We start from the raw sequence: 15,891 nt of genomic DNA on the forward strand, positions 1-15,891 counted from the left end.
TACGTTAGCTGGATTAACTAACCACAACGAGCAGCGATCGTACGGGGTGCTTGGGCCCGAATCCACGGCGGGTCGGGAAAGACGGCCGGATCTCAACCGCGACCACCATATTCGGACACGAACATGAATGAATCTCATGTAAGTGGGCCGTGACATGCGAAGGGCCGCCGCCGGATTCCTCCGGCGGCGGCCCTCGAGGTCGCCCGCTGAGCCCTTAGAACGAGCAGATGCTGTCCACGGCGTCGGCCTCCGGGCCGATCCGGTTGGCCGCGGTCTGGAACGCGTCCAGCTGCCCGGTGTCGCCCGACTGAAGCGCCTTCAGCCCGTTCAGCATCGTGGTCAGGTCGGTGTCCAGAGCCTGGAGCTTGTCCTTGACCTCCTGCTTCTTGGCCTGTCCCAGCGCGTTGTCCAGCGCCGACTTCATGTTCGTCAGGTCGGTGTTGAGCAGCACCAGGTCGGACTGCAGCGTGGCCTGGTTGCCGCCGTCGCTGGTCAGCTTGTTGCCGTCGGCCGTGAGCTTCGACTGCATCGAGCGGAACGAGCTTTCCGCCGAGGTGCAGCCCGGGTCGAGCTGGGTGCTCTTGCTGAGCGCGACACCGATCGCGGCGTAGCCGCCGACGAACACCAGCGAGAGCACCAGGCCGGCGATCGCCAGGCCGCGGCCCTTACCGCCGATCTTGCCCGACCGCACGAGGCCCAGGATCGAGAAGATCAGGCCGAACAGCGGCAGGAAGCACAGGATGATGCCCGCGATCGAGAAGCCGTTCTTCTCCTGCTGCGGCGGCACGTAGCCGCCGTATCCGCCTGGGCCGGCCGGGGCACCGAATCCCGGCTGGCCGTACTGCGGCTGCTCACCGTACTGCGGCTGGCCCGCGGCGCCGAACGGCTGAGCCGGCTGCTGCGGAGCGCTGTACTGCGGCTGTGCCTGCTGACCCGCGTACTGCGGCGAACCGTACTGCGGGTCGACCGGCGGCGGCGCGAACGAGCCGGACTCCTCCCCGCCCTGCGGAACCGACCAGTCGCCGCCCGACTGCTGCGGCTGCTGCCCCCATGGCTCGGACACTGTGTCCCCCTCCAAGGATTGATAAGTATGAGCGGCTGATCCTAGCGAGCCCCGGCGAACGCCACGAAGACCGAGTTCCCGCCGCCACCGAATCGTGACCGGACCTTATGCCGAAACGAGACCGACCGCAGCGGGCTACGGCAAGTCGGGCAACGGCGCAGCGGACACCCAGGAGCCCATGAATGCGGTCAAGTCCTGCGCGGTGTAGACATCGGGAACCACCTGGAGGAAATCCTCGGTCTGCGCGGCGCCGCTCTGGTTGCGGCTGCACCACACCCGCAGCACTTGGAAGAAGGTGTAGTCGCCCATCGTCAGCCGCAACGCGTGCAGGAAGCAGGCGCCGCGCAGCGCGACCCGCTCATCCAGGATCCGCTCGGCACCCGGGTCGGAAAGCACGAGGTCCTGAGCGAGGCCGCGCAACCGCGTCATCGCGGCCCGCGCCGACGTGTCCGCGCTCGCGCCGCCCGACTTCTCCAGCCAGACCCATTCCGCGTATCGCGCGAACGCGGTGCTCAACCAGATGTTCGCCCAACTGCTGACCGAGACACTAGCTCCGAACCACTGCGCGGCAAGGGCGCGAGCCACCAGGTTCTCATGGGTGCGCTTCCCGTCGATCATCAACGCGTCGAGCAGACCGAGAGTCTGGGCGCCGTAGATCCCGCCGAGCGGACCGGCAGGGCTCAGTGCGTTCACAGCGTCAAGGACCGCAGTACCGTACACGTCGAACGGGTACGGCCCGAACAGCGACGTGAACATCTTGAGCATCTCGCTCTGCCTGCCGAGGTCGGTCCGCGCTTGATCCGCGAGCCGAGCCGGGAACGCATCGCGGATCTGTACGCCGGCCGGGCCGGAGGAGGTCTCGATCGTGAGGTCTCCGATGGCGACCGTGGCGAGGTAGGCCGCCATCGGACCGTCGTGCCGATACGTCCAGCGGGTACCGAAGTTCTGCGGCTGCTTGCCGACGAGCCGTCCGTTCGCGAGCACCGAGGCTCCGGCAGGCGCCGTCACCGAGATCTCGTAGGCGGCCTTGAGCGAGGGATGATCGGCGCAGGGGAACCAGGTAGGCGCGCCGATTGGAAGCGAAACCGCGGTGATGTCAGCCGCAGCCGCGCCAGCCGTACCGGCCTGCCAGCCGACGCTCCCAACCCCGGTCACGCTAACCGGTCCCGGCTGCCCGGAGTAGGCGATCTCCAGCAACGCCATCCGTCCACTGGGTAGCACGGCGCTCGGTTGGATGTGCAGCTTGTCGCCTTGTCGGGAGAACCGCGCCATTGCCCCGTTCGCCCGAACAGAAACGACGGTCATACCGGCGACCAGATCAAGACTCAGCCCGGAAAGCGCGGAATATGGCAGAAGCCTGATTGTCGCGGTACCGGCGATGCGACCCACCGCCTGCGCATAAGACAGATCCAGCGCGTAATGGTTGACCAGGAACCCTCCGGCGCCATGTCCCGGAAAGTACGGATCGAACGATGTGGTCGCGGCGTCGCCAGGCGTCGCAGGCACCCCGCCAGTTCCCGTTCCCGCAGCGCATGCCCCGAGCCCGCCAGCAACCGCCGCCGCACCGACCGTACGCAATGCCGCGCGCCGGCTCAACGCACCGGACCCGGCTCGTCCTCCCGGCAGGGACGCACGCGCCGACACAGCGGACCTCCCGTCAGACCGGACGAGCCCGCGGTTAAGAGCCGCAGTAACTCACGCGGTGGACACAGTAGTAATGGACGACAGTAGTAACGCGCACCATTGGACACAGTGCAGGCGGCCGATCTACGGCCAGGTCCCAACCTACCGGTTCGGCACTCCACTTCCGGCTACGAACCGGTGGCCGTGCGTCGTCCATGTCGGTACCCTTCGATAGGGTGTCCTCCGCCAGACGGCGCGCCAGGCGTCGCAACCCACGGCGGGGCGACAACGGAAGAGCAGTGTCACACGAGGGGAACCGAGGGGATCCGGCGTCATGGGTAGTAGCTTCAGAGTCGAGTTAGAGGAGCTCGAAGCGGTCAGGGCCAAGCTCCAGGCACTGCTCCAGGACCACTTCCAGGCGCCGACCAGCCCGCTCGCACCGAACACGTTCCACAACAACACCGCCTCGGACATCCAGCAGACCGCCGCTCCAGGCGGCATCAAGCGGGCCGAGGCGATGTCCGACGGCGGTTCGTCCAACTTCGGCGACACGAACAACGGACTCGACGCGGCGTACAAGCTGAACACGGCGAACGGCCAGGTACAGCAGGCGATCTACGGCCTCATCAACGAGGTCAACCAGAAGATCACCGATCTGCACGACCGGATCCAGAAGACGCACCAGCTCTACTCGACCACTGAGAGCAACCTGCAGCTGGACATGACCCAGGTCCAGAAGGACACCTGATTCCGGTCCGCCGCCTAGGCGATCGGGTCGGATCGGGTCGGGAACGGAACGCGACGGAAGCGGAAGACGCGGGGTAGGGCAGTCCAATGCCGAATCAGTTCAACCAGAGCACCGTCCAGCAGTACGGCGGCGTCGCGTGGGCCAAGCAGCAGGCCGAGGCGCTCAGCCCGGAGGCGATCGGCGTCCAGATCAGCGGCTACGAGGACGTCAACAAGTCGCTGAACAACATCATCGACACGCTCAACAAGGCGAACGCGTCGCTCCAGTCGGCGTGGTCCGGTGACGCGGCGACGGCGGCGACCCAGACGTTCACCGACACGTCGAACCATGCGCAGAACGTCGTCACCACGGTCAACAACACGATCAACCAGCTGAAGACCGCGCAGTCCGCCGCCACCGCAGCCAAGCAGGCGATGAAGAGCGTGCCCGACGAGAAGCCCGTGCCCTCCGGCGGCTTCTTCAGCGGCATCACGAACACGGTCTCGGACATCTTCACGGGGACCGACCCGGTTCAGCAGGCCCAGCAGCACAACCTCGCCGCGCGGAACCAGGCTGCTGACGTGCTCAACAAGCTCTCGTCGAGCTACGAGTCCGCGGCGAACAACATGAGCACCATCGCGGCAAGTCACGACACCGGCTTCACTCCGACTTCCGCGCCCCCAGCAGGGGGCTTCAACTTGGGCAGCGGCTCCTACAGCGGAGGCTCAGGCGCTGCAGCGGGCTATGGCTTCAGCGGAGGATCGGCCACCGGAGGCGGGAAGACGACGCGTCAGCCGACTGTCGGCGGCGTGACCAACGGCCTCTTCGAAGAGACGACTACCGCGCACACCGGACCACTCACGGCCTCCCCTACTCCGACACCTACCGGGCTCGAAAACCTCAACACGACGACCACCACCACGACGCCCGGGCCGATTTTCGGCACTCCCGGCGGTGGCCTGCCATTTCCTGCCGGGGAAGAGACGACCAAACCCGGCGGAGGAAGCGGCAGCCCCTTTGGCGACGGCCTGAATGAAGAGGGCAAGACCGGCGGCACGTCCAAGGTCAGTTCCAACGTCTTCGGTGAGGACGGCTTCGGAGACGAGTCCAGTGGCGGCCCGGCTCGCCGCACGGCTTCGAACCTCGGCGGCAACCTCGAAGGGGAGGACGGAGCGGAGTCCGGACGCGCCGGGGCATCGGGCACTGGCGCTGCCGAAGGCGAGCAGCAGTCTGCTATGCACGGAATGGGCGGCCGACGCGGCGGCGGATCCTCGAGTGAGGAAGAGCTCGGATCCTCCAAGTATTCGCGCGGCAAGTTCTTCGGCGGCGACGAAGCCGGTTCCGGCGAGGAGGAGTGGGTTCAGCCCTCGATCGGCGGTAACGAATCGCTGCTGGTCAAGGACTCAGGACGCGGAGCCAGTACCGGTCGGGTAACGTCGGCGTACGACGGGGCGACGGATGCCGACGGCAACCCCTTGCGGATGGTCCGGGGTGCCGGCAGGAGCGGTGCGAGTCGCGACGAGGACGACGAGCGCGGTGAGCGCCCTGATTACCTTAAGGAAGACCCGGAATGGTGGCAGTCCGCGCAGAGAGTAGCCCCGCCGGTGGTGGAGTAGTCGATCGAAGTAGGAATCGAAGTTCCTATCAAAGTACGTTGAGAGTGCAGCAGCAGAGGGCTGGATTGCGGCGTGTAGGCAGCGCGGTGGCGATGGCCGCGCTGCTGGCCGTTCCGGTGCTCGCCGCGAGTCCGGCGCATGCGTATTCAAGCCAGCAGTGGGCGCTGGACTATCTCAAAGCCAGCCAGGATTGGCAGGTCTCGAAGGGCGCTAACGTCACCGTCGCGGTATTGGACTCCGGAGTCGCGTCGATTTCAGACCTGAGCGGCCAGGTGCTATCCGGCGCGGACTTCGCCAACGGCACGACGAGTGGCGGTAACGGTGAGACCGACACCGACAACGATGGCCACGGCACCGGAATGGCATCCGTGATCGCCGGGAACGGTACAAACGTCACCGGCCTCGCCCCATCTGCGAAGATTCTTCCCGTCCGCATCGACGCTTCCAGTGCCAGCGGCTTGTTCGGGCCTAACATCGCTGCCGGAATCCGATACGCAGTAAATCAACACGTGGGCGTCATCAATCTCTCGATCGGTGGAGCTAACGATCTCGGCCCCGACGTATCCGGCGCGATCGCTCAAGCGGTCGCAGCTAATATCGTCGTGGTCGCCGCCACCGGCAATCAAGACAACGGCACTACGACGGTGCAGTATCCGGCTGCGTACCCAGGTGTGATCGCTGTCGGCGCAATCGACCAAAGCGGTCAGATCTGGTCGCAGTCGAGCTATGGAGCGCGGACCACTCTCGCCGCACCTGGAGTGCAGATCTACCGGGACAACAACTTCGGGCAGCAGGGTACGTCTTCCGGCACGTCCGAGGCCACGGCTTACGTCTCGGCCACGGCCGCTCTGATCCGCAGCGCGCACCCCGACTGGACGGCCGGCCAGGTGATTCGCGACCTGATCAGCACCGCCGACCCGGGCTCCGGTCAAACCGCCGGACAGCACAGCGACCAATATGGCTACGGCATCATCGACCCCCTCAAGGCCCTGCAAGCGTCCGCGCCGTCCGACACTTCGAACCCGCTGCTTGGGGCGTCCGGCGCCAGTGCGACCCCGGGTTCCGGTTCCGTCGGCAACGCGTCCAGCTCGCCGACCGCTGCCGCCTCGCCGTCAAGCTCGTCGCACATCGGTCTGATCATCGGTGTGGTCGTGGGTGTGTTCATCGTCCTCGGGCTAGCACTGCTCATCGTCGCGCTCGCTCGGCGTGGACGCGGAGGGCCGAAGCCGCCCTCGGGCCCCGGCCAACACGGCGGCGGTTACCAGCCGCCCAATCCGCAGCAGAACCCGTACCAGCAGCAAAGTCCGTACCAGCAGCAGAACCCATATCAGCAGTCGCCGTATCAGCAGCAGCCACCGCAGTATCCGCAGAATCCGAATCAGTAGCAGCGGCGTCGCAAGGCCACGCTAGGCGCGCACTCGACGTCAACACCACGAACAAAAGCTGTAGGCCGCCACCCGGAATCCCTGGGCGGCGGCCTACAGCTTTACTGGCTTTCTCAGTCCTGGTTGAAGAACCCGGGGTCCGTGGACGGGCTGTGTGCGCCGTCCATCAGCTCAGTGCCCTGCGGCGAGAGCAGGAAGACCCGGGAGGCCACCCGCTCTATTCCACCGCGCAGCGAGAAGATCAGGCCCGAGGCGAAGTCGACGATCCGCTTCGCGTCCGCCTCCTCCAGGTCGGCGAGGTTCATGATGACCGGGATCCCGTCCCGGAAGAACTCGCCGATCACCTTCGCGTCGGTGAAGCTCTGCGGGCGCACGGTCGCGATCCGGTAGCCGGGCTGCGCTCCGAGCTCCTCGCCGTACCACCGCTCGCCGTCGTCGACCGGCACCAAATGCGGGGCGGTCGCCCTGCGGCTCGAAACCATCGCACGCCTCCCTTCCGGACCAGCTGTCAACCTGCCACGCCGAGCACTCGCCGATTCACTGCGAGAATCACGACGCGTCATGCGCGTGATGCCCCATCAGCGGGTCGCTCATTCGAGTGTTTCTCTTCTTAGCTGTCTACGCTAGCCGGTTTTCCGCTTGGACGACTCGCGACGCGCCGAAATCTGTCGGAGGTAGGTGGTATACGCGCCGCGGCGCGGTCAGTCCGCTGGAGCCCGCCCCGGCCCGAGCTCCTTCGATCCAGCCAACCGCGCCCCGTCGCATCAGCCGCGCCCGTCAGCCGCGCCCCGTCACGCCGCCGCGCGCTGCGCTATGCCAGGTTCGCTTCCGCGTAGGCAGCCATGGCTTCGCGCAGGTATCGAGCGGTGCCCTCGCCGTGCTTGTCGTAGTACTGCCGGAAGCGCTCATCGGCCACGTACATGTCGCCGAGCCCCCGATAGGCGGCAGCGTTGGGCGTCCAGAACAGAGACACCCACTCGTAGTGTTCGGCCACGGCCTCTTGCGTACGCGGGTCGTCGACCGGCACGGACTCGGCCGCCAGCGTCGCGAACCGCTGCGCCAGGTCGACGCCCCGTCGCGCCGCGTCGGCGAAGTCCTCCCGGCTCCAGTTCGCGGTCCGCCGGCGCGACTCGGCCGCGCCCTCCGGCCACCGCTCCTGCACCTCCGCCTCGTATCGCGAAGCGTCGAAGCCCTCGAACAGCTCCTCCACGTCCATTTCCTCTCCTCCAGCCAGCTCATCGATCGTTCGCTGCACCGTGCGCGCCAGCCGCGTGAGCCGCTCGCTCTCGGCCAGCAGCCACGTGCGGTGCCGATCGAGCACGTCGCGGGTGCCGCGCCGGTCCTGGTCGTCGATCACCGACGCGATCGCGTCGAGGCCCAGGCCGAGGTCACGCAGCAGCAGAATCCGCTGCAGGCGAAGCAGCTGTTCCCGCTCGTAAAGGCGCACCCCGCCCGCCCCGGTGCCGGCCGGCCGCAGCAATCCGATCGCGTCGTAGTGCCGCAGCGTCCGCGTCGTAATCTTCGAAAGCCGCGCGACCTGCGCAATGGTCCAGCTCACGGTCTTTCCTCCTTCGCCGACGACGCTAGGCGTTGACGCAGCGTAAAGCGCAAGTCGAAAGGTTCATCGGACTCGCGCGCGCGAAATCACCGCGGCAAGTAGCGGGCCGAATCAGATCAGCCTACGAACTCCCCCCCACCAGCCCGGCCGACGAGTGCTCCGCTCACCAGAGGTCCAACCGGCTGATATTTGGCTGATCGTAGGTTCGCCAGAAAGAAGGATCAACACACCGCATCCGTGCCTCCCCGCCGACAGGGCTCGTTGGGCTGCACGTGACGCCCCCGGGGGGACCGAGCTTGAGAAAGACCCAGTCAAAAACCGGCCGGGCCAGACCGGGACGTCACAGTGCCCTGAGTAGTGACAAAACCGAACCGCCGCCGCGTGCCCCAACCGGGCCGCGGCAAGGAGGAATCCGATGAACCTCAAGAAGCTCGCCGTGCTGACCGCGGCCACCAGCGGCGTCGTCCTGGCCGGCGCCGGCGCGGCCATGGCCGACACCTCGGCCGACGGCTCGGCGACCAACTCCCCCGGCATCGTCTCGGGCAACAACACCCAGATTCCGGTGCACATCCCGGTCAACGTGACCGGCAACGGGGTCAACATCATCGGTCTGCTCGACTCGGTCTTCGACAACCACAGCGAGAACTGACCGCCGGCCGGCATAGACCGGCCGACCGGAGCCCGGCCCGCCTAGCGCGCGCCGGGCTCCGCCCGTTTAGTTGTACCGCAGCACCGGAATTCACTCGTCCGCAGGATTCGTCGGATTTGCGGTAACCCCGATCGTCACACCTCGTTCCCTTGGTTATCGGGTTGGCATTGATAGACACGAGGTTCACGTATGCACTTTTCGACGAAACGCCGCGTCGTGCTCGGGATGACCACCGGCGGCCTGCTCATGACCGGCTTGGGCATGGCCAGCGCGCACGCCGACACGACGGCAACCGGGGAGACATCGCACTCCCCGGGTATCGGCTCCGGCAACCTCATCCAGCTGCCGGTTAACGCACCGATCAACGTCTGTGGCAACCAGATCGACGTGATCGGCATCCTCGACTCGGTCACCGGCAACTCCTGCTCGAATGACGGCGGCAGCGCGGCCGGTGGGTCGAACGACGGCACGTCGGCGTCCGGCGACGCGAAGCACTCCCCCGGCGTCGGCTCCGGCAACCTGGTGCAGATCCCGATCAACGCGCCGATCAACGTGTGCGGTAACCAGGTCGACGTGATCGGGGTCGGGAACACCGACCACGGCAACTCCTGCTCGAACGGCGGCTCCGGCTCGACCACCGCGTCCGGCAGCTCCAAGGGCTCGCCCGGCATCGGTTCCGGCAATGTGATTCAGGTTCCGATCAACGCGCCGGTCAACGTGTGTGGCAACCAGGTCGACGTGATCGGCATCCTCGACTCGGTCACCGGCAACTCCTGTGAGAACAACGGCGGGTCGACTCCGACTCCTCCCCCGCCGCCGCCCACCCCGACGCCCACTCCGACTCAGCCGACTCCGACCCCGACCGGTTGCGGCTGCCCTCCGCCCCCGCCGCCGCCTCCCACCACGCCGTGCCCGCCGTCCGGCACGACCACCTCGACGCCGACAAGCTCGGCGCCCGGCGGCGGCACCCCGTCGTCCACCGCCTCTCCGACCAGCACCAGCTCGCACGGCGGCTCCAACGGTGGTTCGAATGGCGGCACCAACGGGAACGGATCATCGGGTAAGGCGACCGGAGTTCTGGCGCACACCGGCTCCGGCGCGCTCGCGGTGGCGCCGCTCGGTGCGGGCTTGATCGGCGGCGGCGTGCTGCTGCGCAAGCGCTTCCCGAGCCGCTCGCACTGATACCTCGATCTCCAACCTAGATCTCCGGTCCCAGGGAAAAGCGCGCTCTGATCCGAGCCCGCCCTTCCCTCTCGTTCGCCCCGGCCGCCTCCCGCGCCGGGGCGAACGCCTTTTGCGGCCCGCTAGGGCCTGTTCTTGACTCGCCCCGGCTAATCAACTTAGCTTTTCAGCTAGTAGGCCAGTCAACCGGCCGGAAGGCCCCGGGAGGTGCACGGATGCCGCGAGCGGGGCTCTCCCCCGACGCCGTCGTCGACGCCGCGCTCGAAATCCTCGACGCACGCGGCTCCGACGGCTTGACCCTCAAGGCGATCGCCGACGCCACCGGCGTGGCCGCGCCATCCCTCTATAAGCATGTTCGCGGGCTGCCCGAACTGCGCCGGCTTCTCGCCATCCGCATCCTCAACGAGACGGCGGAGCAGATGGGCGCGGTCGTCATGGGACGCGCAGGAGAGGACGCGCTGAAGGCCTATCTGACCGAATATCGGCGGCTGGCCAGTGAGTTTCCGCATCGGCACGCGTTGATCGAGCGTGCTTATTACGACGATCCAGCCTTCACCGCCGCGTCGGAACGGCTCGTCAACGTCGCCTACGCGGTCGTGCGCGGCTTCGGGCTCACGGGCGAGGACCTCGTGCACGCTGTGCGCTGCGTGCGCGCGGCGGTGACCGGCTTCGTCAGCCTTGAGCTTGGCCTCGGCTATCGGGCGCCGACCGAGACCGACGCCAGCTTCGCCTACCTCAGCCGGGTCCTGGCCACCGGGCTGCGCCCAAGCTCGGCAGCAGCAGCCGCTTAGCCGGCAGACGGCAGCCACCACCCGCGCCTCAGCCCAGCAGTCAGTCCGCGATCAGTCCCGCAGATCGAGCGAGCGGCGCACCGCCGCCCAGACCTCTTTCGCCGAAACCCCCTGATCAAGCGCTTGCAGCACGGTGCGCCCGCCCAGCTCGCTCATCACATGATCGCGGGCGAACGAGTCCACATAGCCGGGCCCGAACTGCTCCGTCATCCGCTCCCAAAACACCGTCAACCGCACCCCGGAAGCCTATCCGGCGGCAATCTGTCAGTGGGAGCAGGGAAGATGTCCGTATGGGTCTTATAGACGGGTTCGCGGAGCCGACGCGGCAATGGTTCAACGGCGCGTTCGCCGAGCCCACCGCCGCGCAGACCGGCGCGTGGGAGGCGATTCGCGGCGGTCACAACGTGCTGGTCATCGCGCCGACCGGCTCGGGCAAGACCCTGGCCGCGTTCCTCGCCGCGCTCGACCGGCTCGCCTTCGGGCCGCCTCCACAGAGCGGCCGCCAGCGTTGCCGCGTGTTGTACATCTCGCCGCTCAAGGCCCTCGGCGTGGACGTGGAGCGCAACCTGCGCGCGCCACTGGCAGGGCTGCGGCAGTCCGCAGTACGAGCCGGGCTCCCCGAGCCCGATGTGCGGATAGCGGTGCGTTCCGGTGACACCCCGTCGGAACAACGTCGCAAGTTCCAAAGCAGCCCGGCGGACATTCTGATCACCACGCCCGAATCGCTGTTCCTGCTGCTGACCTCGCAGGCGCGCGAGGCGCTGAGCTCGGTCGAGACGGTGATCGTGGACGAGGTGCACGCGGTCGCCGGCACTAAGCGTGGCGCGCACCTGGCGCTGAGCCTGGAGCGGCTCGACCACCTGCTGCCGAAGCCCGCGCAGCGGATCGGACTTTCCGCGACGGTGCGGCCGGCCGAGGAGGTGGCCCGGTTCCTCAGCGGCACCCGGCCGGCCACGATCGTCGCCCCGCCGACCGCGAAGAGCTTCGACCTGCGCGTGGTGGTCCCGGTCGAGGATCTGACCGCGCTCGAAACCGTGGACACCGATCCGGAGGCGGTCCCGGCCGACGAGGCGGGCCGGCGCAAGGCCTCGATCTGGCCGCACGTGGAGAACCGGGTGGCCGACCTGGTCGAGGAGCACACCTCCACCCTGGTCTTCGCCAACTCGCGGCGGCTGGCCGAGCGCCTGTGCAACCGGCTCAACGAGATCCACGCCGCCAGGATCGGCCTCGACCTGTTCGCGCCCGATCCCGTGCTGGTGCCGGCAGGCGGGTCCGCCGCCGACCTGGCATCCGGCTCCGAGGGCGACGGCGATGCCGATCTCCGTCTCGCTCCAACCGCCACGAAGCCCACCCGGCTGCCAGCCGAGCTGATGGGCCAGGCGGGCTCCGCTTCGGGAGCGCCGCCGCTGCTGGCCAGGGCGCACCACGGCTCGGTCTCCAAGGAACAGCGGGCCGAGGTGGAGGAGGCGCTGAAGGCCGGGCGGCTGCCCGCGGTCGTGGCCACCTCCAGCCTCGAACTCGGCATCGACATGGGCGCGGTGGACCTGGTCGTGCAGGTCGAATCGCCGCCCTCGGTGGCCTCGGGGCTGCAACGGGTCGGCCGGGCCGGGCACCAGGTCGGCGCTGTGTCCCGCGGCGTCATCTTCCCCAAGTTCCGCGGCGACCTGCTCCAGGCGGCGGTGGTCGCCGAGCGCATGCGCAGCGGGAAGATCGAGGCGATCGCGCCGGTACGCAACCCGCTCGACGTGCTGGCCCAGCAGCTCGTCGCGATGTGCGCGGTAGACAGCTGGGACACCGGCGAACTGCTGGCTCTGCTTCGCCGGGCCGCCCCGTTCGCCACGCTCACCGAGTCGGTCTTCGAAGCCGTGCTCGACATGCTGGCCGGGCGCTATCCGAGCGACGAGTTCGCCGAGCTCAAGCCACGCATCGTGTGGGACCGGGAGGCGGGCACGATCTCCGGTCGGCCGGGCGCGCAGCGGCTCGCGGTCATCTCCGGCGGCACGATCCCGGACCGCGGGCTGTTCGGGGTCTTCCTGGTCGGCGGGGACGAGAAGCGCGGCGGGCGGCGGGTCGGCGAGCTGGACGAGGAGATGGTGTACGAGTCGCGGGTGGGCGACGTGTTCACCCTGGGCACCTCCTCGTGGCGAATCGAGGACATCACGCACGAGAAGGTGCTGGTCTCCCCGGCCCCGGGGCAGCCCGGCCGGCTGCCGTTCTGGAAGGGCGACGCGCTCGGCCGGCCGCTGGAGCTGGGGCGAGCTCTCGGCGCTTTCACCCGCGAACTGACCGCGCTCGAACCGCAGGAAGCGACCGAGCGGCTGCGGGCGGCGGGGCTGGACGAATGGGCTGCGGGCAATCTGCTCGCCTACCTGTCCGAGCAGCGCGAGGCCACCCGGCACGTGCCCGACGACCGGACGATCGTGGTCGAACGCTTTCACGACGAGCTGGGCGACTGGCGGGTGGTGATCCATTCGCCGTTCGGGGCCCAAGTGCACGCGCCGTGGGCGCTGGCTATAGGCGCCAGGCTGCGCGAGGAATTCGGGTTCGACGCCCAGGTCATGCACGGCGACGACGGGATCGTGCTGCGGCTGCCGGAGACCGACTGGGAGCAACCGTGGGCCGAGCTCGACGCGGACGCGGACCCGGCCAGCGACGGCCGCGCGAACATCGAAAATGTGTTCGACTCCTGCGCACGGTTCCCCGCCGATGAAATCGAACAGGCGGTGACCGACCAGGTCGGTGGCTCGGCGCTGTTCGCCGCGCGGTTCCGCGAGTGCGCCGGTCGCGCCCTCCTGCTCCCGCGCCGCCGACCCGGACAGCGCGTGCCGCTGTGGCAGCAGCGGCAGCGCGCCTCGCATCTGCTCGCGGTCGCCTCGAAGTACGCCTCGTTCCCGATCGTGCTCGAGACGGTGCGCGAGTGCCTTCAGGACGTGTTCGACGTGCCAGGCTTGGTCGAACTGCTCGGCGACATCGAGGCGCGGCGGGTGAAGGTCGTGCAGGTCGAGACCCCGTCGCCGTCGCCGTTCGCGAAGTCCTTACTGTTCGGCTACGTCGCGCAGTTCCTCTACGAGGGCGACTCGCCGCTGGCCGAGCGCCAGGCCGCCGCCCTGAGCGTGGACCCGTCGCTGCTGGCCGAACTGCTCGGGCAGCCGGAACTGCGCGACCTGTTCGACGTGGAGGTGCTTTCCGCCCTTGAGGCCGAGCTGCAACACCTGACCACCGACCGGCCAGCCCGCGACGCCGAGGACGCCTCCGACCTGCTGCGCCTGCTCGGACCGCTGTCCACCGCCGAGGCCGCCCGACGCGGCATCGAAGCCGACTGGCTCGCCGCCCTGGAACGCTCGCGCCGCGTCATCCGGGTACGAATCGCCGGCGAGGAGCGCTGGGCCGCGATCGAGGATGCCGGCCGGTTGCGCGACGCGCTTGGCGTGCCGCTGCCGGTGGGCGTGCCTGAGGCGTTCACCGAGCCGGTCGTCGACCCGCTAGGCGACCTGATGGCGCGTTACGCGCGGACCCACGCCCCGTTCTCGGCCCGGCAGCCCGCCGAGCACTTCGGGCTCGGCGTCGCGGTGTGCGTCACGGTCCTCGAACGGCTTGCCGCAGATCGGCGCGTCATCCGCGGCGCATTCCGCCCGGACGGCAGCGGCGACGAGTGGTGCGATGCCAGGGTGCTGCGACGTCTGCGCCGGCGAACCGTCGCCGCCCTGCGCCAGCAGGCCGAGCCGGTCGGCCCGACCGCGCTGGCCCGGATGCTGCCGCTGTGGCAGTCGGTAGGCCAGCCGGGCGAACGGCCGGACCGACGCATGCGCGGCGTCGACGGCGTGTTGCGCGCGGTCGAACAGCTCGCCGGAGTCCCGGTGCCGGCGTCAGCCCTGGAACGGCTGGTCCTGCCCTCCCGTGTGTCGGACTATCAGCCCGCGATGCTGGACGAGCTCACCTCGGGTGGCGAAGTGGTGTGGGCCGGAGCCGGAGCGCTCGCCGTGGACGACGGCTGGATCGCGCTGGCGCCCGCCGCGATCGCGCCGTTCGTGCTGCCCGAGCCGACACCGCTCGACGATGCCTCACCGGCGCAATGGGCGCTGCTCTCCGCTCTGGAGCGCGACGCCGGCTTGTTCTTCCGCTCACTGGTCGAACACGTCACCCAGGCCGAGGCGCAGCGCTCCGCTCGCACTCAGGGGCAAGGCCCGGACTCCGCAGACCGCGCGGGCACCCCCACCTCCCCGAATCCATCCATAGATCCCGCTGACGTCCTCGCTGCGCTCTGGGACCTCGTTTGGGCGGGCCGCGTCACCAACGACACCTACGCGCCGGTCCGCGCGCTGCTTGGCTCGGGCCGCACCGCACACCGCGCAAAGCGCCCGACTCCGCGTGGCCGGTACGGAGCGTTGCGCTTCGCCGCGACGGTCCCGGCCGCGGCCCCGGTGCTGCCCAGCGCCGTCGCGGCCACGGCGGTCGGCCGCTGGTCACGCTTGCGCACGGCGATCCCGTCCGCGGATCCGCGCGCGCGGGCGGCTTCGGCTCAGGTGCTCGGCGAGGTGCTGCTAGATCGGTACGGCATCGTCACCCGCGGCTCCGTGGCTGCGGAGCGGTTGCCCGGTGGTTTCAGCGCGGTATACCGCGTCCTGTCGACATTCGAAGAGGCCGGCAGGTGCCGCCGCGGCTACTTCGTGGAGGGCCTGGGAGCGGCGCAGTTCGCCGCAGATGGTGCGGTGGACCGCCTGCGCGCGCTGTCCGGCGATTCCGATCAGCCGACCTCGAATCGCACGCCGACCACTCTGCTGCTCGCTGCCGCCGACCCCGCAAACCCATACGGCGCGGCAGTCCCGTGGCCGGACCGCCCGTTAAGCCACGGACGGTCCACAGACACCACCACACAACCAGCTTCGTCATCGCCGGCGTCGCCGGTGATCTCGGCACCGGCCGCCCCAGGCCATAAGCCAGGGCGCAAGGCGGGGGCCCTCGTGGTGCTGGTAGACGGTGAGCTGGTGCTCTACGTAGAACGCGGCGGCCGCACGGTGCTGTCGTGGACCGACGCGCCGGAAGTGTTGGCCAGCGCCGCCAACGCGGTCGCCGCAGCCGTACGCGACGGCCGCGTCGGCGCGCTCACGGTGGTCACCACGGACGGCGTCCCGGTGCTCGCAGCCGGCTCTAGCGCCACGCCGACACCGGTCGCCGCAGCGCTGTCCGCGGCGGGATTCGCCCTCGCCCCACAGGGCTTGCGGTTGCGCCACTAACCCGCACCGCCCCGCCACGTGGATGTGCTGGATCTGGAAGCCGTTGGAGTCGTAGTTGTCAGG

12 protein-coding genes are annotated in these 15,891 nt (G+C 68.7%); 7 read left to right on the forward strand and 5 right to left on the reverse strand.

Annotation, left to right across the window (positions count from 1 at the left end):
- Positions 1-214: 214 nt before the first annotated feature.
- Both VFA06_RS13730 and VFA06_RS13735 read right to left on the reverse strand, forming a co-directional pair.
- The gene (locus tag VFA06_RS13730; protein ID WP_324840927.1) at positions 215-1,063 is read right to left on the reverse strand and encodes a hypothetical protein; all 849 of its coding nucleotides are present in this window, start codon (positions 1,061-1,063) and stop codon (positions 215-217) included.
- A 135-nt stretch (positions 1,064-1,198) separates the two neighbouring features.
- On the reverse strand, positions 1,199-2,707 hold the full coding sequence (locus VFA06_RS13735; RefSeq protein WP_324840928.1) for a M1 family metallopeptidase: 1,509 nt from the start codon (positions 2,705-2,707) through the stop codon (positions 1,199-1,201).
- Between the two features lie 313 nt (positions 2,708-3,020).
- Here VFA06_RS13735 and VFA06_RS13740 point away from each other — a divergent pair, with 313 nt between their 5' ends.
- The 3 genes from VFA06_RS13740 to VFA06_RS13750 all read left to right on the forward strand — a co-directional run bounded on the left by VFA06_RS13740 (position 3,021) and on the right by VFA06_RS13750 (position 6,414).
- A complete protein-coding gene (locus VFA06_RS13740) occupies positions 3,021-3,434 on the forward strand; it encodes a hypothetical protein (protein ID WP_324840929.1) in 414 nt (137 codons plus the stop codon).
- An 86-nt stretch (positions 3,435-3,520) separates the two neighbouring features.
- Complete coding sequence (locus VFA06_RS13745) at positions 3,521-5,029, forward strand: WXG100 family type VII secretion target (RefSeq protein ID WP_324840930.1); 1,509 nt, start codon at positions 3,521-3,523, stop codon at positions 5,027-5,029.
- Positions 5,030-5,121: 92 nt separating this feature from the next.
- Positions 5,122-6,414 carry a S8 family serine peptidase gene (locus VFA06_RS13750; RefSeq protein WP_324840931.1) on the forward strand — a complete coding sequence of 431 codons (1,293 nt, stop codon included), beginning with the start codon at positions 5,122-5,124 and terminating at the stop codon, positions 6,412-6,414.
- A 113-nt stretch (positions 6,415-6,527) separates the two neighbouring features.
- Here the strand turns inward: VFA06_RS13750 and VFA06_RS13755 are convergent, their stop codons facing one another.
- Together VFA06_RS13755 and VFA06_RS13760 are read right to left on the reverse strand one after the other, a co-directional pair.
- Positions 6,528-6,896, reverse strand: coding sequence for a cell division protein SepF (locus VFA06_RS13755; RefSeq protein WP_324840932.1), 369 nt, complete (start codon positions 6,894-6,896; stop codon positions 6,528-6,530).
- Between the two features lie 329 nt (positions 6,897-7,225).
- Positions 7,226-7,972 (reverse strand): MerR family transcriptional regulator, encoded by a 747-nt coding sequence (locus VFA06_RS13760; RefSeq protein WP_324840933.1) that lies wholly within the window; start codon positions 7,970-7,972, stop codon positions 7,226-7,228.
- 415 nt (positions 7,973-8,387) lie between these two features.
- On the opposite strand from VFA06_RS13760, the gene VFA06_RS13765 reads away from it, so the two are divergent.
- The 3 genes from VFA06_RS13765 to VFA06_RS13775 all read left to right on the forward strand — a co-directional run bounded on the left by VFA06_RS13765 (position 8,388) and on the right by VFA06_RS13775 (position 10,594).
- The gene (locus VFA06_RS13765; RefSeq protein ID WP_324840934.1) at positions 8,388-8,621 is read left to right on the forward strand and encodes a chaplin; all 234 of its coding nucleotides are present in this window, start codon (positions 8,388-8,390) and stop codon (positions 8,619-8,621) included.
- 189 nt (positions 8,622-8,810) lie between these two features.
- Positions 8,811-9,803 carry a chaplin gene (locus VFA06_RS13770; protein WP_324840935.1) on the forward strand — a complete coding sequence of 331 codons (993 nt, stop codon included), beginning with the start codon at positions 8,811-8,813 and terminating at the stop codon, positions 9,801-9,803.
- 215 nt (positions 9,804-10,018) lie between these two features.
- Positions 10,019-10,594, forward strand: coding sequence for a TetR/AcrR family transcriptional regulator (locus VFA06_RS13775; protein ID WP_324840936.1), 576 nt, complete (start codon positions 10,019-10,021; stop codon positions 10,592-10,594).
- A 51-nt stretch (positions 10,595-10,645) separates the two neighbouring features.
- Here the strand turns inward: VFA06_RS13775 and VFA06_RS13780 are convergent, their stop codons facing one another.
- Positions 10,646-10,831 carry a DUF3046 domain-containing protein gene (locus tag VFA06_RS13780; protein WP_324840937.1) on the reverse strand — a complete coding sequence of 62 codons (186 nt, stop codon included), beginning with the start codon at positions 10,829-10,831 and terminating at the stop codon, positions 10,646-10,648.
- A gap of 53 nt (positions 10,832-10,884) precedes the next feature.
- On the opposite strand from VFA06_RS13780, the gene VFA06_RS13785 reads away from it, so the two are divergent.
- On the forward strand, positions 10,885-15,828 hold the full coding sequence (locus tag VFA06_RS13785) for a DEAD/DEAH box helicase (RefSeq protein ID WP_324840938.1): 4,944 nt from the start codon (positions 10,885-10,887) through the stop codon (positions 15,826-15,828).
- Positions 15,829-15,891: the final 63 nt, after the last annotated feature.

Origin of the sequence: Actinocrinis sp., assembly GCF_035653575.1 — a bacterium.
Classification (GTDB): domain Bacteria; phylum Actinomycetota; class Actinomycetes; order Streptomycetales; family Catenulisporaceae; genus Actinocrinis.